Annotated in this window: 18 protein-coding genes; 11 read left to right on the top strand and 7 right to left on the bottom strand. The window is 48.2% G+C overall.

What is annotated here, in order from left to right; translation table 11 throughout:
- Positions 1–22: 22 nt before the first annotated feature.
- On the bottom strand, positions 23–1,168 hold the full coding sequence (locus C7H79_RS06720) for a methyltransferase (RefSeq protein WP_106706553.1): 1,146 nt from the start codon (positions 1,166–1,168) through the stop codon (positions 23–25).
- Positions 1,169–1,379: 211 nt separating this feature from the next.
- Here C7H79_RS06720 and C7H79_RS06715 point away from each other — a divergent pair, with 211 nt between their 5' ends.
- A complete protein-coding gene (locus tag C7H79_RS06715) occupies positions 1,380–2,717 on the top strand; it encodes a DEAD/DEAH box helicase (RefSeq protein WP_106706524.1) in 1,338 nt (445 codons plus the stop codon).
- 45 nt (positions 2,718–2,762) lie between these two features.
- Here C7H79_RS06715 and C7H79_RS06710 read toward each other — a convergent pair whose 3' ends face one another.
- From C7H79_RS06710 to C7H79_RS06695, 4 genes are read right to left on the bottom strand one after another with little or no spacing between them, the layout of a single operon-like run.
- Positions 2,763–3,233 (bottom strand): DUF192 domain-containing protein, encoded by a 471-nt coding sequence (locus tag C7H79_RS06710; protein WP_197714602.1) that lies wholly within the window; start codon positions 3,231–3,233, stop codon positions 2,763–2,765.
- Entirely contained in the window at positions 3,230–6,430 is a 3,201-nt protein-coding gene (locus C7H79_RS06705) for an efflux RND transporter permease subunit (RefSeq protein WP_106706523.1), read from the bottom strand. The genes C7H79_RS06710 and C7H79_RS06705 overlap by 4 nt, the downstream gene beginning before the upstream one ends.
- Positions 6,427–7,620: an efflux RND transporter periplasmic adaptor subunit gene (locus tag C7H79_RS06700; protein WP_106706522.1), complete on the bottom strand. Its 1,194-nt coding sequence runs from the start codon at positions 7,618–7,620 to the stop codon at positions 6,427–6,429. Before C7H79_RS06700 ends, C7H79_RS06705 begins: the two co-directional genes overlap by 4 nt.
- Positions 7,621–7,649: 29 nt before the next feature.
- Positions 7,650–9,077 (bottom strand): efflux transporter outer membrane subunit, encoded by a 1,428-nt coding sequence (locus C7H79_RS06695; RefSeq protein ID WP_106706521.1) that lies wholly within the window; start codon positions 9,075–9,077, stop codon positions 7,650–7,652.
- A 686-nt stretch (positions 9,078–9,763) separates the two neighbouring features.
- Between C7H79_RS06695 and mnmG the strand changes: the two genes are divergently transcribed.
- The 8 genes from mnmG (at position 9,764) to C7H79_RS06655 (ending at position 16,219) form a co-directional block, all read left to right on the top strand.
- Entirely contained in the window at positions 9,764–11,647 is a 1,884-nt protein-coding gene (mnmG, locus tag C7H79_RS06690; RefSeq protein ID WP_106706520.1) for a tRNA uridine-5-carboxymethylaminomethyl(34) synthesis enzyme MnmG, read from the top strand.
- Positions 11,644–12,306 carry a 16S rRNA (guanine(527)-N(7))-methyltransferase RsmG gene (gene rsmG / locus C7H79_RS06685; protein ID WP_106706519.1) on the top strand — a complete coding sequence of 221 codons (663 nt, stop codon included), beginning with the start codon at positions 11,644–11,646 and terminating at the stop codon, positions 12,304–12,306. Before mnmG ends, rsmG begins: the two co-directional genes overlap by 4 nt.
- A 153-nt stretch (positions 12,307–12,459) precedes the next feature.
- Positions 12,460–13,224 carry a ParA family protein gene (locus C7H79_RS06680; RefSeq protein ID WP_106706518.1) on the top strand — a complete coding sequence of 255 codons (765 nt, stop codon included), beginning with the start codon at positions 12,460–12,462 and terminating at the stop codon, positions 13,222–13,224.
- A 157-nt stretch (positions 13,225–13,381) separates the two neighbouring features.
- On the top strand, positions 13,382–14,221 hold the full coding sequence (locus C7H79_RS06675) for a ParB/RepB/Spo0J family partition protein (RefSeq protein ID WP_106706517.1): 840 nt from the start codon (positions 13,382–13,384) through the stop codon (positions 14,219–14,221).
- Between the two features lie 22 nt (positions 14,222–14,243).
- The gene (locus C7H79_RS06670) at positions 14,244–14,426 is read left to right on the top strand and encodes a Trm112 family protein (RefSeq protein ID WP_106706516.1); all 183 of its coding nucleotides are present in this window, start codon (positions 14,244–14,246) and stop codon (positions 14,424–14,426) included.
- Positions 14,427–14,440: 14 nt separating this feature from the next.
- Positions 14,441–15,427: an ADP-ribosylglycohydrolase family protein gene (locus tag C7H79_RS06665; protein ID WP_106706515.1), complete on the top strand. Its 987-nt coding sequence runs from the start codon at positions 14,441–14,443 to the stop codon at positions 15,425–15,427.
- A 47-nt stretch (positions 15,428–15,474) separates the two neighbouring features.
- The gene (locus C7H79_RS06660; RefSeq protein ID WP_106706514.1) at positions 15,475–15,663 is read left to right on the top strand and encodes a DUF3460 family protein; all 189 of its coding nucleotides are present in this window, start codon (positions 15,475–15,477) and stop codon (positions 15,661–15,663) included.
- 64 nt (positions 15,664–15,727) lie between these two features.
- A complete protein-coding gene (locus tag C7H79_RS06655; protein WP_106706513.1) occupies positions 15,728–16,219 on the top strand; it encodes a hypothetical protein in 492 nt (163 codons plus the stop codon).
- Between the two features lie 19 nt (positions 16,220–16,238).
- On the opposite strand, the gene C7H79_RS06650 is transcribed toward C7H79_RS06655, so the two are convergent.
- Positions 16,239–17,075: an SDR family oxidoreductase gene (locus C7H79_RS06650; protein ID WP_106706512.1), complete on the bottom strand. Its 837-nt coding sequence runs from the start codon at positions 17,073–17,075 to the stop codon at positions 16,239–16,241.
- Between the two features lie 141 nt (positions 17,076–17,216).
- On the opposite strand from C7H79_RS06650, the gene C7H79_RS06645 reads away from it, so the two are divergent.
- Positions 17,217–17,582 (top strand): DUF6164 family protein, encoded by a 366-nt coding sequence (locus tag C7H79_RS06645; RefSeq protein WP_106706511.1) that lies wholly within the window; start codon positions 17,217–17,219, stop codon positions 17,580–17,582.
- Between the two features lie 98 nt (positions 17,583–17,680).
- Positions 17,681–18,202 (top strand): cytochrome P460 family protein, encoded by a 522-nt coding sequence (locus C7H79_RS06640; protein WP_106706510.1) that lies wholly within the window; start codon positions 17,681–17,683, stop codon positions 18,200–18,202.
- Positions 18,203–18,436: 234 nt separating this feature from the next.
- On the opposite strand, the gene C7H79_RS06635 is transcribed toward C7H79_RS06640, so the two are convergent.
- Positions 18,437–20,503: a TonB-dependent receptor gene (locus C7H79_RS06635; RefSeq protein WP_242447178.1), complete on the bottom strand. Its 2,067-nt coding sequence runs from the start codon at positions 20,501–20,503 to the stop codon at positions 18,437–18,439.
- Between the last annotated feature and the right edge of the window lie 6 nt (positions 20,504–20,509).

The following is a 20,509-nucleotide window of genomic DNA, read 5'->3' as shown; positions in this document are numbered from 1 at the left end:
ATAGGTTGAAGCACTATTCCGATTACTGGACTGCCAAGCGCCACAGTGAAGTAAGCTCCGCGGCACGAGCTTTGTGCAGTGGGTCGCTAGTATCCGAAACACGAGGATGGTGCGGTTTGATATCCGTTCGATCCAATACTTTCAAATCTGCCGCATCAATGGCAGCGAGTAATTCGTCGCGCGTGCGCAATCCCAAATGTTCGGCAAAGTCAGAAAGGATCAGCCAGCCCTCGCCGCCGGGTAGCAAATGCGCGCTGAGTCCATGTAGAAAGCCATGAAGCATGCGGCTTCCCGGGTCGAAGATTGCATGCTCCAGTGGTGAGCTGGGGCGTGCTGGAATCCACGGTGGATTGCATACGATCAGTGCCGCGCCGCCTTGCGGAAAAAGATCTGTTTGCACTAATTCAACCTGGTTTAGCAAATTCAGGCGTTTCAAATTGTCACGTGCACAGTTCATTGCGCGTGGATCCTGATCAGTCGCGATGATATGCCGAACACCACGTAACGCCAGAGTTGCGGCCAATACACCCGTTCCGGTACCAATGTCGAATGCAGTTGATTCTGTTGCTAGTAGTTTGGGAAGCGGCGCTTGTACAATCAATTGTACATACTCGTTGCGGATCGGTGCAAAAACTCCGTAATGTGGATGAATCACGAGATCCAATACCGGAATCTCAATTCCTTTTTTGCGCCATTCGTGTGCCCCGATTAATCCTTGCAGTCCACGCAGAGAGGCGATGTAGGGCTCAGTGCACGGCCCATATGCTTCCAAACAAGCCGCTCGCGTGTCGGGTGCGCGGCGCAACGGAATGCTGTGGTCGGCGTTAAAAGGAAGCAATAGTTTTTCCAGAGTACGGGCGCGTTGAGATTGCGTCAGACGATGTTGGTGGAATGCTTCGGCAGATGATAAGTCCGGCTGTTTTGGTTTCTTCGGTTTTATTTTATCCGTTCGGCGTGCCATTGCTTGCAGCAGTTGGCGCGCATTCTGGAAATCGCCGCGCCAGAGCAACGCAATGCCTTCGCATGCCAGCCGGTAAGCGGTATCGGCTGGCATGCGATCATCGATGACCTGTACTCGTTTGGGCGCTGGCAATCCTTTCTCTGAATGCCATCGAGCGGTTTTTTCTTCACCCGTTTCTTGCCAATGAATGGCGGAATCATCGCTCATGGCGATAGCGATGGCAAGATAAGCCAAGTAGTAAAATAACAATATAAAACCATGGAAAAATTAGAATTTAGTTGATGATTGTTGAGATTCTGTGACCAATTCATATTATACTCGCTACAAGATTTGGATTTATGGCAGTATCCTTCATCCCTTTACCTTGATAGTCATACCCAATCCGGGATGACAAACCGTTAACCCTCCTTGGAGTTTTATGTCTTTCGCTACTTTCGGCTTGTCCGATGAAATTATTCGTGCTGTTACTGAACGCGGATATACCGCACCTACACCCATTCAAGCACAAGCAATACCAGCTGTCCTGACGGGCGGCGATTTGCTGGCTGGAGCGCAAACCGGCACTGGCAAAACGGCCGGTTTTACTTTGCCGATTCTGCATCGTCTTTCTGACAAAAGCGTCAAAGGGCCGTCCAGCGGACGCCCACCGATACGTGCACTTATTTTGGTGCCGACGCGAGAACTTGCGGCGCAGGTGGAAGAAAGTGTGCGTGATTATGGTAAATATTTAAAGTTAAGTTCAATGATGATGATTGGCGGTGTGAATATTAATCCGCAAATTACCCGCTTGAAAAGCCGCGTGGACATTCTGGTTGCTACACCGGGACGCTTGCTGGATCATGTGCAGCAAAATACATTGAGCCTGTCTCAGATTGAGATTCTTGTGCTGGATGAAGCTGATCGCATGCTCGATATGGGCTTTATCCGGGATATCAAAAAAATACTCGCATTGTTGCCCAAGCAGCGACAGAATTTATTATTCTCGGCGACTTTTTCCGATGAAATCCGCGCGCTGGCAGATAACTTGCTCAATCAGCCAGCATTGATCGAAGCAGCGCGCCGTAATGCGATTGCGGATAAGGTTACGCATGTGGTGCATCCGGTAGATCGTGAACGCAAACGAGATCTCTTGGCACACCTGATCAAGCAACATCGCTGGTCGCAGGTGCTGGTATTTACCCGTACCAAACACGGAGCCAATAAACTGGCAGAATTTCTGACCGCGAGCGGTATTCCATCACTGGCAATCCATGGCAACAAAAGCCAGACGGCGCGCACGCAGGCTTTGGCCAAATTTAAGTCGGGTAACCTGCAAGTCTTGGTTGCAACCGATATAGCGGCACGCGGCATTGATATCAGTGAATTGCCTCACGTCGTAAACTTTGAATTGCCTCAGGTTCCTGAAGACTATGTTCACCGCATTGGCCGGACAGGGCGCGCTGGTGCAGAAGGGGATGCCGTATCGCTGGTGTGTGTTGATGAAACAAAGCTGCTCACGGCAATCGAAAAATTAATCAAGAACGAATTGCGCAGCCAGATGATTACCGGATTTGAGCCGGATCCTAGTATTAAGGCTGAGCCAATTAAAAATGGCCGTGGCGGAGAGCCACGTGGTGCAAAGCCTGCACGCAATCCGCAAAAAAATTCCGCAAGCAGGAAACCTGCGACTAAAAAACCTGTGAGCGCTGGTTTTGCACCATCAACCCGGCATCGTTTCGATGAACCTCGCCGTGCAGCTGGAGGGCGAGGACGTTAGCACGCTCTATTCGGTAGGACAGTAATCAAGGAGTTGCAGATACACTTACGGTACAGTTGCCGGAGGGAGTGGAATTCCGCGCAACTTGAAGCCAGGTTTCAGTCCACGCGCTTTGAACCAGCTTTGGTTCATTTCCAGCGCATAACGTACCGGCTTACTCGAACAGTGCGTGCGTTCGCTGCGCGGTTGCATGTCGCGCAGATTGATGATGGTGCCATCATCGCCGATAAACGCAATGGTGAGTGGTATTAGCGTATTACGCATCCAATAGCAGCGTATTTGTGGTGCTTCGTAAACGAATAGCATTCCTTCGTTACTCCCCATCTTCTGACGGTGCATTAAGCCAATGCTCTGCTGGTCGTGCGTGTGCGCAACTTCAGCTTGAATTACATGCATGCCGGCTGTCAATTCGACTGTCGGCAAGCGTGGCTGTGCGCTGTCTTGTGCAATCGCATGGCTGGCGAATAATAATCCGCAGACAAGCGCGAAACCATGCCGCGCTAAATTTCTAATCACTGTTTACCTTCATCGATTCCAGCTTGATCATCTTGCGGTGGCGCTATAGCAATTGCTTCTTGCGGCTCGATTGCATTCATTGGCGGTTGGCCACGATGCGTAAACTTGCCGATCATGACAAAAAACAGCGGCACGAAAAAGATCGCCAGGAACGTGGCTGCCAGCATACCACCGAATACGCCGGTGCCAATTGAATGACGGCTGGCTGCACCTGCGCCGGATGCGATAACCAGTGGCAGCACACCTAGAATGAATGCCATCGACGTCATGATGATAGGGCGAAAGCGAAGCCGTGCCGCTTCAAGTGCTGCTTCGGTCAATGACATCCCGCCTGCATGGCGTTGGTTAGCGAATTCAACAATTAAAATGGCATTTTTGGCAGCTAATCCGATCAATGTAACTAATCCGATCTGGAAATAAATGTCATTGGTCAGATCCCGTGTCCAGATTGCCAGAAGCGCACCCAGGATTCCAAAAGGGATGGCTAAAATAACAGCAAACGGAATAGACCAGCTTTCGTACAATGCGGCAAGCACCAGAAATACCATCAGCAAGGCAAAAGCGAACACGTAAGTCGATTGTCCGCTCGCCTTACGTTCTTGTAACGATATTCCACTCCAATCAATCGAATAGCCTTTGGGAGTCAAAATTTCATCGGCAACTTGTTGCAATGCTTCAAGCGCTTCCCCCGAGCTATAACCGGGTGCCGCACCGCCCAGTATGAGCGCAGAATTGAATCCATTGAAATGCGTCACGGGATCTGGGCCACTATTAAATTCAGTGGTTACCACCGAATCCAACGGAATCATCGTATGTGTATCTCCCGTCCGGGCGCGTACATAAATCTTGCTGATATCATCCGGGTTCGAGCGATATTCGGGCAATGCTTCAGTTTGTACCCGGTAGATGCGGCCAAATTTTACAAAATCATTGACATACAAATTACCAAAATAAGCCTGCATGGTATCGAATACTTCCGAAATCGGAACGCCCAATGCTTTAGCACGTTCCCGGTCTACCGTGGCAAACAGTCGTGGCGCACTGATGCGAAAATTGGTGCTGGCCACCGCAATAGCCGGGTGTTCGGTGGCCTTGGCGGTAAATTCCTGCGCCACTGCGGCAAATTCAGCGAAATCGCCTCCAGCAGGATCTTGGAGTTGCGCTGAAAAACCGCCGGTGGAACCCAATCCGCTAATCGAAGGGGCATTAAAAGCCAGCACCAAAGCTTCCGGAATTTTGGCAAATTCCTGATAAGCTGCGGCAATCAGGCCGGGTACCTGTTGGTCGGCACGCTTGCGCTCGTCCCAGTGATGTAACGGAATAAACATCGTCGCCTGGTTCGTTCCGCGAGTACCGAAAACAAAATTCTGACCAGCCAAAGTGTCGGTTGAATGAACGGCAGGAATCTCTTGAAAATAGCCTTCGATTTTCTCTAACACCTCAATGGTGCGTGTCATCGAGGCGCCTTCCGGCAATTGCACCACCGTAATAAAATATCCCTGATCTTCTTCCGGCAGAAAACTCCCGGGGATCGTTTTGAACAAGCCCACAATAGTTACTATTAGTATCGCAAAAATGGCAAGCGCAATCACCGATCGTTTAATCACCACGTTGACTGTCCCGACGTAACCTGTCTGTGCCCAATCGAAAAAGCGGTTGAATGTTTGCCAGAATCGTCCGGGGGTGCCATGACTTGGCTTGAGCACTAAGGCGCATAACGCAGGACTGAGAGTCAGCGCCACAAACCCGGATATAGCCACAGAGAGCGCAATGGTGATGGCAAACTGCTTATACAATTCGCCAGTAATTCCACCCAGGAACGCCACGGGTACAAACACGGCAGCCAGCACCAGCACAATTGCGATTACCGGCCCTGTTACCTCGCTCATGGCTTTTTTTGCTGCGTCACGAGGTGAGAGACCACCTTGCGCCATATGTCGTTCAACATTCTCCACCACCACAATGGCATCGTCGACAACGATACCAATGGTCAGAACCATACCGAAAAGCGTCAGCGTATTGATCGAGAATCCCAAGGCATCCATGCCGGCAAGCGTTCCGATCAGCGAAATTGGAACTGCGATCGCTGGAATCAACGTTGCACGCCAACTCTGCAAAAAGAAAAAAACAACCAGAATCACTAATATCATGGCTTCGGCAAGCGTCTTGACCACTTCTCTGATAGAAACCTCTATGAATCTCGTCGTGTCGTAAGGGATATCATAAGACACCCCGGCTGGGAAGCCGTCGGCGAGTTTGTCCATTTCTTCACGAACCCGCCGAACGGTGTCGAGCGCATTTGCACCGGGTGCCAGAAAGGTCAGTAAAAAGGTGTTGGGTTTTCCATTCCATCGCCCTTGCAGATCATAGGATTGTGCGCCCAGCTCTACGCGCGCAACATCGCGCATCCGCACCATTGCGCCGTCCGGGTAGGCGCGAATAATCATGTCTTCAAATTCGCTGACTTCACTCATGCGGCCACGGGTAATAACCGGAATAGTTAATTCCGTACCTTTGGGCGTTGGCTCGCGCCCTATCCTGCCGGCCGGAAAATCGCGATTCTGCTCCCGCACAACCGCCGCAATTTCGGTTGGTGTAATATTAAGTTGCGCCATACGGACGGGGTCGAGAATTAGCCGCATGGAATAATTCTGTCCGCCAAAAATAATTGCATCGCCGACACCCGGGAGCCGTTTGACGCTATCCAGAATACGTAGCAACGCATAGTTCGATAGAAAAACGGTGTCATGCTTGGGATCCGTTGAACTCAAAGCAATCACTGCCAATAAATCAGGTGATGTTTTTTTGACGGTGATACCTTGTCGAACAACCTCATCGGGCAGTTGCGGTTCGGCCAGACGCTGTCGATTCTGCGTCTGTACCTGTGCAATGTCGATGTCGGTTCCGATCTCGAACGTGAGCTTCATAGTCATATGCCCGTCGTTCGTACTGGTTGATTCATAATATAAAAGATTATCAATCCCAGGAAGCTGCACTTCAATCGGGCGCGCCACCGCTTCCGCCACGACTTCCGCGCTGGCGCCCGGATAATCCGCATCGATCTGCACCATAGGTGGAGTGATCTGTGGAAACTGCGCAATAGGCAATTTCTGCAGGGCAACTAGGCCGATGACAACAATGATAATGGACAAAACCGATGCAAAAATAGGTCGGTCAATGAAGAAATGAGAGTTCATGGCGTACTCAGTAGATTGAGTTTCTCGGAGCTGTGTTTTGAGGTAGTAGTTTCTTTTTTATGAGGCACAGGATCGACTTTCGCGCCTGGGAGAATCCGAAAAAAACCTTCCACCACCACCCGCTCTCCTGGACGTAAACCCTCCTCGATCAGCCATTCTTTTCCGCGCCACATGCTGGCTTTAATCGCTCTAAGCTCCGCTTTATCTTCAATGTCAACGACATAGACAAACGAACCGCTGGGTCCCTGCTGAACAGCGCGTTGCGGGATCAGGATGGCATCGGTGCGGATATAGCCTTTAATGCGAACTTTGACGAACTGGCCGGGATAAAAATAGGATTGCCCCGGGGCAAACGCGCCTTCGGGATTTGGGAATACAAATCGTCCTTGCAACGTGCCCGTTTCAGGCCGCAAAGCAACATCTGCAAAATCAAGCACGCCCTCCTGCGGATACACGCTGCCATCCATAAAAGTCATCACGCCGCGTAACTGAAAAATATCCGGTCGCTCCACCTTATGCTCAGCGAGTTCACGGCGGCGGCGCAGAAGATAACTTTCAGGAACACTAACATTGACATACATCGGATCAAGTTGATCGATTGTCGCAAGCAGCGCTTCCTGAGCGGAAATCAATCTTCCTTCATAAAAATGGCTGCGACCAATGCGACCGTTTACCGGCGCTGTAATGAGTGTATTATCCAGATCAAATTTGGCCTTGATCAGATCACTTTGTGCCGATTCCAATGCCGCTTTAGCTGCCCGTACTTCTACTTGCGCATCATCTACATTTTTTTTACTGACCGCTTGTTGCTCAAGCAACGGAAGCACGCGCGCCAAATCCTGCTTAGCCAGATCGAGCCGGGCTTGAGCCTGAGCCACCTTGGCTTTGCTGCTGAGATAAATGGCTCTAAATGGCACTGGATCAATGAGGTATAGCTGGTCCCCTTTTTTGATATTGCGACCTTCGGTAAAAAAGACCTTTTTGATAATTCCGCTGACTTGCGAACGAATCTCGACAGGACGAAAAGCTTCTGTTTGTCCGATGAACTCAGGTTCATCCTGAATCGTTTTCGTTGTTACGGTGATTATTTCAACTTGCGGAGCCGGTGCGGAAGAATCCTCAGGCAGGTTTTCAGCGCAGCCGGTCAGAAAAATCACGCACAAGCCGATGCTCAAAAAAATTTTATTCATGTTTTTCCTCTGTGCTGATGCAAGCGAACTCAGTGTAGCTTTACTTTATTTATATCATGATCGCTATCGCTTTCCGGTGACCATCCGCCACCCAATGCATTATATAGCTGAATAATGGATACCAGATGAAGGCGTTGCGTCGCACTCAGGGAAAACTCGGCATCGAACAGCGTGCGTTTGGCGAGCAACACATCGACGTAACTTGTAATGCCGCCCTGATAGCGCAGGTCTGCCACATGCAAAGCAGAGTGCAATGCTTCGACTTGCTGTTGCTGTGCTTTGATTTGCTCGTTGACGGTGCGAATGGCCACCAGTGCATCTTCAACTTCTTTGAACGCAATCAGGATCGTTTGCTCGTATTGCGCTAACGCTTGCTTTGCCTGCGCTTCGGCGGCGCGCTGCTCAAAACCCAAGCTTTGCGCATTGAGCAATGGACCTGCTAAGCCAAGTCCACCCACGCCAAACTCGCTACCGGAAAGCAGCAGGTTGGACAAAGCCGGACTGGCTACGCCAAGAAAACCTGTAATGGAAAGTTTGGGAAAACGCGCTGCTTTAGCCACGCCGATTCTGGCAGTGGCTGCTGCCAAAGATTGCTCGGCTTGAAGAATATCCGGGCGCCGTTGCAATAATTCGGAAGGTAATCCCGCGGGTACCTCAGGCGGAATCACCTGCTCTGTCAGAAGTCGGCCTCGCGCTATCGATATAGGGTTTTTTCCCAGCAGAACGCTGAGCTCATTTTCTTTTTGAACCATTCTTCGCTCAAGTTCAGCTACCCTTGAGGCTGCATTTGCACGTTCCGCCTCGAACTGATCCAGATCCAGACGTGAAATAATGCCACCTTGCAGCTGCGCGCGGGAAATAGCGACCGACTCTTCCCATGAAGACAAGGCACGATGCGCAATCTCCATCTGGATGTCAAATTGCAACAGATCGAAATAGGATTGTGCCACTGCACTGATGAGCGTTAGAATAATTGCACGGCGATTTTCCTCACGCGCCATCAATTCAGCGCGGGCAGCCTCATTGGAACGGCGAATCCTGCCCCAGATATCCAATTCCCAGTTTAAAGTGGTCTGTCCGAAATAATTGAATGGAGTCGCAAAACCTGGACGCAGGAACCCACCGAGTGTGCCAAACGCTGGCGCATTACCAGTGATATCCATATTAGGCACAAAATCCATAAACGCAATACGTGAGCGCGCTTCAAACTCTTCGACACTAGCAATGGCACGCTTGAGATCCTTGTTCTCCTGCAAAGCTTGCCGAATCAATTGCTGCAGCGTTTCATCCTGCAGCAATTCCCACCATTGTAAATTGGCGATCGATTCGGCCTCCATCTCTGACAACCGAAACTTCTCGGCGGTATCCACTTGTGGGCGAATAAAGTCTGGCCCCATCGCGCAAGCGGTGAGAAATAGGATGGGTAGGATTGATAATTTGCAAATCCAGTGTTTCATTTCCACATTGAAGACAGAAACTTTTATAGTATATATAATAATGATCAGAATCACATGGATTTTGTGTTGATGTCAAACTCACGGATTAAGAATTTAAGAATTAATTTATATAAGCAATGCTAACATGTTATTATTTTAGATGTTTTTCATATGGTGGTTGTATAAACCTGACAGCCATCTCCACCGTATTGAGTAGCGTGAAAACAGCTACTGAAATTTCAAAGCTCACAGAGAAAGTGATGTTACCTTAAAAAGCTGAGTCAAAGCTTAAATTGGCTGAACTTATATCAGCTCTTGCTGATGCAAAAATTGAAGTAGCAGAAATTCAGCAAATTATGCTGGATAAAGATGCATAATTACAAAGACTTAATGATAAACTCAAAGTGAAGGCTAAATTGCTTCAGGGAGCGCGCAATAAGGGACGCCGGTTTTGAAAAATTTGCAAATGCGACTATACAAATAGCACATATATTCCGCCCAAGCAGGCTACAACGTTTGACACATAAAATTCTTGGGTTGAGTCTAAATTAAGAGAGCTTATTTTTTATCTTAAATATTAGCTTGCTTTGATAATTCCACTCTACCTATAATCACGTCTTTTAGCTTACAATGCAAGAAAGGTTTCACGTGAAACCTTTCTATTAAAAACCTTCTTGTTTCATCAGGACTATCGATAGCTTAACATCATGAACAATCACGCGGAATTTGACATTATCGTTGTGGGTGGCGGGCATGCCGGAACGGAAGCTGCATTGGCAGCGGCGCGGATGGGCTGCCAAACGTTGTTGCTGACGCATAATATTGAGACGATCGGTCAGATGTCGTGCAATCCTTCGATTGGGGGCATCGGTAAAAGTCATTTGGTCAAGGAAATTGATGCCTTGGGTGGTGTGATGGGCGTGGCGGCGGACGAAGCGGGAATTCAGTTTCGTATACTCAATTCGAGTAAAGGCCCTGCGGTCAGGGCAACGCGCGCGCAAGCGGATCGAGTGCTATATCGTCAGGCGATCCGCAGTCGGGTTGAGAATCAACCGAATTTACGGGTGATGCAACAGGCGGTGGATGATTTGATCCTCGAACAGGATCGTGTGATCGGCGTGGTTACGCAGCTTCAGATTAAAATCCATGCGCGTGCGGTGATCCTGACGGTGGGTACATTCCTCGCCGGGCTGGCGCATATCGGCAAAACTCATTTCAAGGCAGGCCGCGCAGGCGATCCACCGTCGATCACATTGGCACAGCGATTGCGCGAAATGGAGTTTCCGGCAGGACGGCTAAAGACCGGAACTCCACCGCGCATCGACGGTCGCACAATGGATTATGTCAAGCTGCTGGAGCAGCCGGGCGATCAGCCGACACCTTCGTTCTCGTTGATTGACACCGACATTCAGCATCCGCGACAGATTTCCTGTTGGATCACTCATACCAATGAAGTGACGCACGATATTATCCGCGGTGGTCTGGTCGATTCGCCACTGTTTTCCGGGAAAATTGAGGGTGTCGGGCCGCGTTACTGTCCGTCGATCGAGGATAAAGTCGTGCGTTTTTCCGCGCGCGAATCACATCAGATTTTCCTTGAGCCGGAAGGTCTGGGTACGCATGAAGTCTACCCTAACGGAATTTCAACCAGCTTGTCGTTTGATGTGCAAGTTAAATTGATTCATTCGATTGCTGGTTTAGAAAATGCACATATCACACGACCGGGGTATGCGATTGAATACGATTATTTCGATCCACGTAATTTGAAGCGTTCGCTCGAAACCAAAACGATCGAGAATCTGTTTTTTGCCGGGCAGATCAACGGCACGACGGGATATGAGGAAGCGGCAGCGCAAGGGTTACTGGCCGGGGTTAATGCTGCGCTGAAAATTCAGGAGCGTGATGCCTGGCTACCGCAGCGTAATGATGCGTATCTAGGTGTGCTGGTCGACGATCTGGTGACTTCCGGCGTGACCGAGCCATATCGGATGTTTACCAGTCGTGCCGAATATCGTCTGCAATTACGCGAAGACAATGCCGACCTGCGTCTGACTGAAACCGGCAGAAAGCTTGGCTTGATCGACGATCAACGCTGGAAGGCATTTAGCGCGAAAAAGGAAGCGATTGAAAAAGAACAACAACGACTCAATTCGATTCGTGTGTTGCCGGGTACATTGCCGGAGCAAGATGCCATTCGTGTGCTTGGCAAAAGCATCGAGCGCGAATATACCTTCACTGAATTACTCAAACGCCCGGATGTTACCTATACCTCATTGATGACCTTGCCTGGTGCGGGTGAACCAGTGGTAAAAGCGCAAGTGGCTGAGCAAGTCGAGATTCAAGCCAAGTACCAAGGTTATATCCAGCGTCAACAGGAAGAAATCTCTCGTCAGGCGCAATATGAAAATACTTTGCTGCCGAAGAGTATTGATTATTGCACTGTGAAAGGATTATCAAACGAAGTGCAGCAAAAACTGAATCAACACAAACCGGAGACCATGGGTCAAGCGTCGCGGATATCCGGAGTGACACCGGCTGCAATCTCGTTGCTCCTGGTACATTTGAAGCGCGGATTTGCGGTCAATGAATGAGCCTGTTGCCGCAGATTACTCAAAGTTTGCACGCACTGAATACGACGGTAATCGCACCGGGTGAGTTGCTTGTCAGAAGCATTGAGCGTTATTTATTGCTGATCGAAAAATGGAACAAAGTTCATAACTTGACTGCGATCCGCAAACCACAAGACATGTTGATCCAACATGTAATGGATAGCTTGGTGGTGCTGCCGCATATACACGGTCCGAATATCATTGATGTTGGCACAGGGGCAGGACTGCCGGGCATACCGATCGCGCTGGCAAAACCGGACTGGCACGTGACTCTGGTTGAAAGCAATCAAAAGAAAATCGCTTTTTTACAACAGGTAAAAATAGAGCTGGGATTGCAGAACGTTGAAATCGTGGCGCAACGGATTGAAAGTGTCCCTGTAAGTAGGTGCGTGAATACCATTATCTCGCGTGCCTTCTCTGAATTGAGTGAATTTATTGCGTTAACCCGGCAGTGGGCAAATACACCGAATACCGATTGCCGATGGGTCGCGATGAAAGGGCTTTGTTCAGAGCAAGAACGCAAACAAATCCGAGTGCCTTTTTTAATTGAAAACATTGTGACTTTGAACGTGCCTGAACTGAAAGCAACTCGACAGTTGATTATTATTAAACATGATTTTAATTCAGTCTCAAGCGATTAGAAGATCGTTGAAATCGTCATGAGCACGGCAAATTCAAAGCAATAATTGGCGCAGGAGCGGTGCAATTTGCAGATGAGTATGGTGAGCCAATTTATAACAGCGGGATTGCATCAGTGTAATAGAATTTTAACGGCTTGCTAAGGAGTAAATACCGTGACTAAAATACTCGCTATTACCAATCAAAAAGGCGGTGTCGGGAAAACTACCACTAGCGTGAACCTGGCAGCAAGTCTGGCAGTTTCTGGGAAACGTGTTTTATTGGTTGATCTCGACCCGCAAGCCAACGCGACAATGGGCAGCGGTATCAATAAACAAACGGTAAAAACCACGATTTATCATGTACTGATGGGTAATGCGGAAATCCAACATGTACGGGTGAACAGTCCGCAGGGGAAATATGATTTGATTCCCGCCAACCGCGATCTGGCTGGAGCGGAAGTGGAAATGGTTGAATTTTCCCATCGTGAGGCGCGATTGAAAATTGCTCTGGAAAACATTGCAAGTGACTATACTTATATTTTAATTGATTGCCCACCAGCGTTGAACCTGCTTACCTTAAACGGCTTATGCGCCGCGCACGCAGTAATGATCCCTATGCAATGCGAATATTACGCGCTGGAGGGCTTAAGCGATCTGGTTAATACGATCAAGCGCGTACGCAACAGTTTTAACTCGGGTTTGCGCATTGAAGGCTTGCTGCGGACTATGTTTGATCCGCGCAATATTCTGGCGCAGCAGGTTTCTGATCAATTGCAAAAACACTTTGGTGACAAAGTATATCGCACCGTAATTCCGCGCAATGTACGCCTGGCTGAGGCGCCCGGCTTTGGCTTGCCGGTTTTGTATCACGATGGGCAATCCAAAGGGGCGCAGGCTTATCTCGAACTTGCCCAGGAAATACTTGCCGGGCATCTCTAACAATCCAAATATCGTTACAATGCTTCGCTATTCGCAGAATTTATTCTCACGGACTGATCATACGTTATGCCACCATTTTCTGCTCTCGCATCACCTTGATCAGCATGTGGAATTATTTAGAGACGCCATGCTAATAAAAAATAAAGGAATCCATGAAATGATAAAACAGAAAGGATTGGGACGCGGGCTGGATGCTTTATTATCAGGCAGTGCAGACGACGCTCTTGCTGAAGAGTCATTGCAAAGCATTGAAACATCCAGATTGCAGCCTGGTAAATATCAGCCCAGAACCAATATGGATCAGGTGGCGTTGATGGAACTGGCCGAATCCATCAAGGTGCAAGGCATCATGCAACCGATTCTGGTGCGTCCAATTGAGGCGGGTCGTTTTGAAATAATCGCCGGTGAGCGCCGCTGGCGCGCAGCGCAGTTGGCAGGGCTCAAGGAAGTGCCTGCATTGATTCGCAAAGTTGCCGATGAATCCGCGCTGGCAATGTCGTTGATTGAAAACATACAGCGTGAAAACTTGAATCCGCTCGAAGAAGCGATGGGAATTCAACGCCTGATCAATGAATTTGGCATGACACACCAAACGGCTGGAGAAGCCCTAGGCAATTCGCGCAGCGCCATTTCCAATTTGCTGCGTCTGCTCAATCTGTCAGCGCCAGTACAGGAATTAATGATGCAAGGAAAAATCGATATGGGCCATGGGCGTGCGTTGTTGCCACTGGTGCCGGCGGAGCAAATTAAACTTGCCAATATCATCGCACATAAACAGCTATCGGTGCGCGAAACAGAAAGGCTTGTGAACCAAATCGAACACCCGGCGCCCAAAAAGAATAAAAAGCCCGACCGGGACCTTTTGCGGTTGCAAGAAGATGTATCCGAACGTCTTGGCACGCAAGTGGCAATTAATCCTAAGAAAAATGGACAGGGAAATATTGTAATCCACTATACCAGCCTGGATCAATTGGATGATATTCTCAGTAAATTCTAGAAAAATAAACTAAGGAAAATTTATGGATGCAAGATTGCTCGATATTCTGGTATGTCCACTCTGCAAGGGGCCGCTTATTTATAAAAAGGATGAAAAGGAATTAATTTGTAAGCCTGATCGACTTGCGTTTGCGATTAAAGACGGTATTCCGGTTATGTTGGCGGACGAGGCGCGTAGAATATCCGATGAAGTTGAAATCAAATAACATGAGATAGTGCTATGAATTTGAATATTAAGTTTGAGCCTCGTGCGGCGGCCATTCTGGGCGCATTGATTGCTGATTCCGCTGCGTTGGGTTTGCATTGGATATACGATTCGGAACGCATTGCCCAGATCGAGAAAACCAAAGGATTGGTTTTCGTGCAACCTGATGCCAGTGATTATGCGGGTGTAAGTGGTTACTTTGCGCATGGAAACAAAGTGGCGGGAGATTCATCCGCATACGGTGAGTTGTGCCTTCTGATGCTGCAGCATTTAGCGCAGCATGGCCAATTTGATCGGGTGGCATATCAGACCGAATATCGGAGTTATCTAGGACCCGGTGGTGCTTATGTCGGTTATGTTGATTCCCCTACACGCCAAACACTGCAGACGCTGTTAGTGCTCAAACCGGAAGAATTCCCTGAACACTCCGGCGCCGATGACGATCAGTTTGTTGCATTGGCAACGATACCGGTTGTAGTAGCTACCCATGTCGGATCGCAGGCAGCGCTGATGACCCAAATCGATCATGTGGTGCGCTTGACCAATGATAATGACACGGCGGTTACGGCGGCGCAGTATGCAGGTTGTGTTCTGCTGAACGTATTGCATGGAAAGTCGATTGCTCAAGCGCTTGTCGACGCATTGCCGAATGCAGATGAGGAAATGGCTTCGTTAGTAAAAGAGGCACTTCAAACGAAGACACTGGATAGCGCCGCGATCGCCAAACGATTTGGTACAGCCTGTCACGTTCTGGAGGGCATACCCGTGATTGCACATATCATCCGATACGCGCCTGATTACCGCACCGCAATTGAAGAAAATATTCGTATTGGTGGTGATAGTTGTGGTCGCGCCATTATGCTTGGTGCCATCATGGCGGCATACACTGCGCAGCAAAATGAACAATCCGCATCAATTCCACTCGAATGGGCGGCTCGTTACAGGAAGTTGGTCGTTGCAGCGGATGCATGTGAGCGTCAGAGGGCTGTAACGAAAACCTGAGCTATGCTAAAGTGCCACTATTACAACAACAAAGTAAGAGGTTAATCATGGATTATAACTACGAATCTGATCACACCAAATTCATGCGTGAATATCTGGAAAAGAATCCAGAGGTCAAAGAAAAGCGTGTGGAAGCGCGTAATATGTGGTGGGACAAAAAGCAAAATCTACCGGAACGCAAGCGCTTCAAAGAATCTGAGGTTCCGATGAAGGGCTATGTTTATTTTAACGAGTAGCGTTTTGTTAACGAACAATTATTCGCATCAATGAATAGCCCGGGTTTGTGCAGATGCATTTAAGATGAAGATATTGATTGCTGGCTTAGTCATATTCTTTATTTCTGCTTGTGCCAATTTAATCGATTCAAATACCAAGTCTCTGCTGTTTGAAGAACAATTGTTCGGTGAGCATGCAGCGCTTGCAAGTTGTGTCACAAACAAACTGCAATCCGACGGCAGGACATTATTGCGCCCACTACAATTCAGAAACCGGCGATATTCGGATATCGAGGCATCGGAAATTCATGCGTACGATACCCGATACCGGCATAACGCCACTGCGACTTACGCGCCTTCGAATCCTGATGCCATTCTCATCTATGGCCATATCGATCCTGAAATTCAATCATCAGAACAACGCAGTAATAATGACAAAGCAGTTTATTCCTTTGCCCTGCTGTTGCAAAAAATCGATAGTCACTCTGTGCAAGCTTCTTTAAGAGGGGATTCCTTTATTGGTAATATTGCCTGGGAAACCCTACAGTCATGCCTGGCGACAGGTTACGAACCTTAATTCCGGTTCTTCGAATTGATCAGTTATTGTTTCCTGATTTGGCCAGCAACATATCGAGTGCGCGTGTGCTTAGCACACGTTTGAGAAAGCCAAACAGATAAGTTGGGAAAGTAACATAATAGCGTGGCTGCGGCTTGGTAGCTTCAAGAGCATGGATTACACGTTTCAGCACGGCTTCAGGTGGCAGCGTAAAAGGAACCGCAGGTCCCGGTTTATTCAGGCGTCCCAATACACCCTGATATTTTTCCCGATGGAAGCTGCTCTCGATGTCGATATACTTTTCCAGAGCTTTGGCAGCATTTATCCGAAACTTGCTGGCGATCGGCCCAGGTTCGATCAGGCTCACATATATATTGCTGCCTTTCAATTCCAGTCGCAAGGTATCACTGAGTCCTTCGATGGCGTATTTGGAAGCGTTGTAAGCTCCGCGAAAAGGTAGTGCAACAAAGCCCAGCACTGAACTATTCTGGATAATCCGTCCATAACCCTGTCGACGCATAACCGGTATCGTCAGATTGGTCAATTCCTGCCAGCCAAACACATTGGTTTCAAATTGCGCGCGTAAAGCATCACGATTCAGATCTTCCACCGCACCGGGTAATCCGTAAGCGCCATTGTTGAATAGTGCATAGAGCTCGCCATCAGTGCGGCGCAAAACCTCCTCAAAGGCAAAATGAATCGAGTTTGAATCGTTTAAATCCAGACGAAAGCTCTCCAGACCTTGCTCGAGCAGCGCCGTAACGCTGTCTCGTCGGCAAGCCGTTGCAAACACTCGATAACCTCGTTGCTGCAATGCCTTTGCAACACAGTAGCCAATTCCGCTGGAACAGCCTGTAATTAATATGGTTTTTTTCATTGATGCAAATTAACCTGTAGAATTGTAATTTTTATAATGATGATTATTCATAACTTGACAATGAATTCGCAGCAAAGATAGCATCAATCTCCGGCGCAAAGCTTTATTCAGACAAAAAGATAACATAACCACATAACTAGCATGGCAAAAATTTTATTCAGGCTTAATGGCGTCCCCGACGATGAGGCTTATGAAGTACGGGAATTGCTTGCCAGCAATGCAATTGATTTCTACGAAACAACGCCGGGAAACTGGGGTGTATCGATGCCTGCGATCTGGCTCAATGATGACAGTCAGTTCGAACAAGCGCGTGCACTACTGGATGCGTATCAGAAAGAGCGTACCAGCAGAATGCGAGCAGAATACGCCCGGCTGAAACGAGAAGGAAAGAATCTAACCTTTTTTGATGCAATTAAACAAAAACCAGTCAGTTTTGCGATCCACCTTGCACTGGCGCTATTGGTCATTTATTTATCGGCTAGACTGGTTCTCGACCTGGCACCCTAACAGAACATTTACCAAGTTATCTATATTCAGCGCTGAATGCGGTATCATAACAAACTCAAATCTGTTTTGTCCCGCAACATCTACCAAGGAGAAGAAACATGAAAAATACATTCAAAGCAATTGCTGCAATTTTGGCTATTACCCCGCTGCTTGTTCATGCGGGTGGAGATCCTGAACACGTTAAATTTCCTGAAGACTATGCGAAAGCATTCACCCAATACGCCACGATAAACCGCGCGAATCAGACGCAAGTGGCCAAGCTATATGCCAACGAAACAGCAATTTCCAACTATAAACAGGGGAAACCAGGCGGATCGGGCGCTGTCGTGATAATGGAAATATATAAACCAAAAACAGATGCGGCAGGCAAGCCAATTCCTGGTAGCGACGGTATCTTCGAAATTGACTCACTGGCTGCGATTGGTGTAATGGAAAACAAAGACGACTGGGATGCGGCTTTCCCCAAAGAAAATCGTTCCGGCAATTGGGGATTTGCACTTTATAACCCCGATGGCAGCGCGAAAAGCAACGACCTGACCTGTGCCCAATGCCACAACCCTCTTCAATCCCAGGATTTTCTGTTTACTTATCAGAAACTGGTGGACTTCGTGAAGAAATAATCAGTTTTAACCCATTGATCGGATGATTGTGATTCTGACAATCATCCGATTGCTCGTTATTAATCTCCACTTATCCAGTTTTGCTGTTCCTGTAACTCCGACAGATGTGGCTTGTAAGCAGTTTCTCCTAAATCAGCTGCACAGCCTGCCTGCACTAAATATTTCTGGAAAGAATCCCCTGCCCTCCTTTTCTAAATATCAATTTGTGCATTATCGCGTTAACCAATAAAACTGTTAGAAAACGCCTCGTATACCTGCAACAATAGCTCTTCCCGCCATGGGAGCTGTATCTTTCAGGAAGGAGGTATGTATGCGGATATCGCTATCCAGCAGATTTCTGCCTTGCAGAAACAGCATGTAATTGACGGATTGAGTCAATTTCATGTGGTGGCTGATTTCGGCATTCATTAGCGTGTAGCCAGGCGTTTCAGTTTCCAGCACGGCGACTCGGTCCTGCTGGACGACGCGGGTCAGATTGAAATTGGCCTGCCACTTATGCTGGCTAAAGTTCAGATCAAAACCGAATCGTTGAGGCGTGATGCGCGGAATGTTGCCATTGTCTTTTAGCTTGCCATAAACGGTATCGGTAAATAGTCGCAAATTCATGGTATCCGGCAGCAGCACAATGCTGGCTTCAGCTTCCAGGCCATAGAATCTTGCCCGGGTTTGAGAAAAATCCTGCACTAAAAATGGACCGTTGATTTCCAGTATGCCATCGTCATTGATTCGATCAGCAACTCCATCGTTATTACTGTCACGGCTTTGCTGGAAAATATAATCATTGATATGGTTATAAAATAAATTAACCCTTCCAGTAATCCTTCCTGTGGTTTTTTGTAAAGACAGATCGAAGTTATTGGACGTTTCTTTGCTTAAGGTTGAGTTACCCTGCTCGAATGTATTGGTAGCGACATGAATGCCATCAGCATAGAGTGCCACGGTATTAGGTGCACGTTGTCCACGTGTGGCTGTCAGGTCTAGCTGATAGCCGTCGACAAATTTCCAGGCACCGCCTCCGGATACGCTGTACAAATTAAAGTTACGTGACTGCAGCATTTCTGTACGTGGATTATGTATCGAATGCTCAAACCGTCCGCCGATTTCAAATTGCCATTGCTGCCAGTTATGTTTTTCAACCACGAAAAAACCGGCAGACTGTGATAGGCTAGTTGGCACAAAGGCCTCTTCACCTTTTGCAGTGAAGTTGCGGTGTTGTAGTTGCACACCCATAATGCCATGCCATTGCGCAACAGGCGCATGCGTCAATTCGACACGACCTTCCAGTTCATTATTTGTAAAACGACTGCCCACTGCACCGCTCTGTTCGAGCTCTTTGTGCTGATAATCATTATAGTTAAAACGCATTCTCAGTTGCTGAAAGCCGTTGAGCGGGTTATCCAGATCTCCAGCCAAACCGTAGCGCGTTTGGCCCATATCAATTTTTGCGCCTTCGGGTCCGGGGATGCCGTAGAAATTTTCCAGCCTTGAAACAGACATACCAACAAACCCTCGTTCGCCAATATAAGAGCTGCCTGCCGACAAGTTGCTGGAATCGATCGCACTGTTTCTGACAAACCCGATTTCGCTTTCTGGATCGTTCGGATTAGCCCGGCCTGGTATATGAATATCATTGGTTTTTCGTTTCATGCCTTCAATATTCCATGAAACCTGGCCTTTGCTGCCGGACGCTGTAAGTACCCCATTGCGTTCTTCCAGGGCGGAGTTGAATCGCCCTTCAAAGTTGGCTTGCGGTGTTTTAAACAAACGATCAGGAATGCGATCATTAAGCACATTGACAACACCTCCTGATACACCACTGCCATAGAGCAATGTCGAGGGTCCCCGCAGTATTTCAATACGTGTGGCATTTAAAGTTTCTGTTGCTACAGCATGATCCGGGCTGATGACAGAAATATCTCCCGTGCCCATGCTATTCTCAATTACACGAACACGCTCGCCATCTTGACCGCGAATGATGGGACGGCCAGCACCCGGACCAAAACTGCTCGAAGTAACCCCAAGTTCGTGTGAAAGCGTATCCCCAAGATTGGTTTCACGTTTCTGACGCAAGCGCTCACTTTGAATAATCACATCAGCCTTAAACCCGGTTGATTCAGCCGAACTTGTAGTCGGTGCAGTTATCATGACGCCGGGCAATTCGATATTCTTTTGAGCACTTTGTGCGCAAAGCTTCGGTATCTCCAGCGAGAATGCAATCAATAGGATGACTGCTGGTTTAAATAGCATTGGTTTGCAAAGCCATTTTCCATGATTTAATTTTTTGTGATTAGAGTTATCCATACAGTC

Origin of the sequence: Nitrosomonas supralitoralis, assembly GCF_003011925.2 — a bacterium.
Classification (GTDB): domain Bacteria; phylum Pseudomonadota; class Gammaproteobacteria; order Burkholderiales; family Nitrosomonadaceae; genus Nitrosomonas; species Nitrosomonas supralitoralis.
This window is presented reverse-complemented; position numbering and strand designations above follow the sequence as displayed.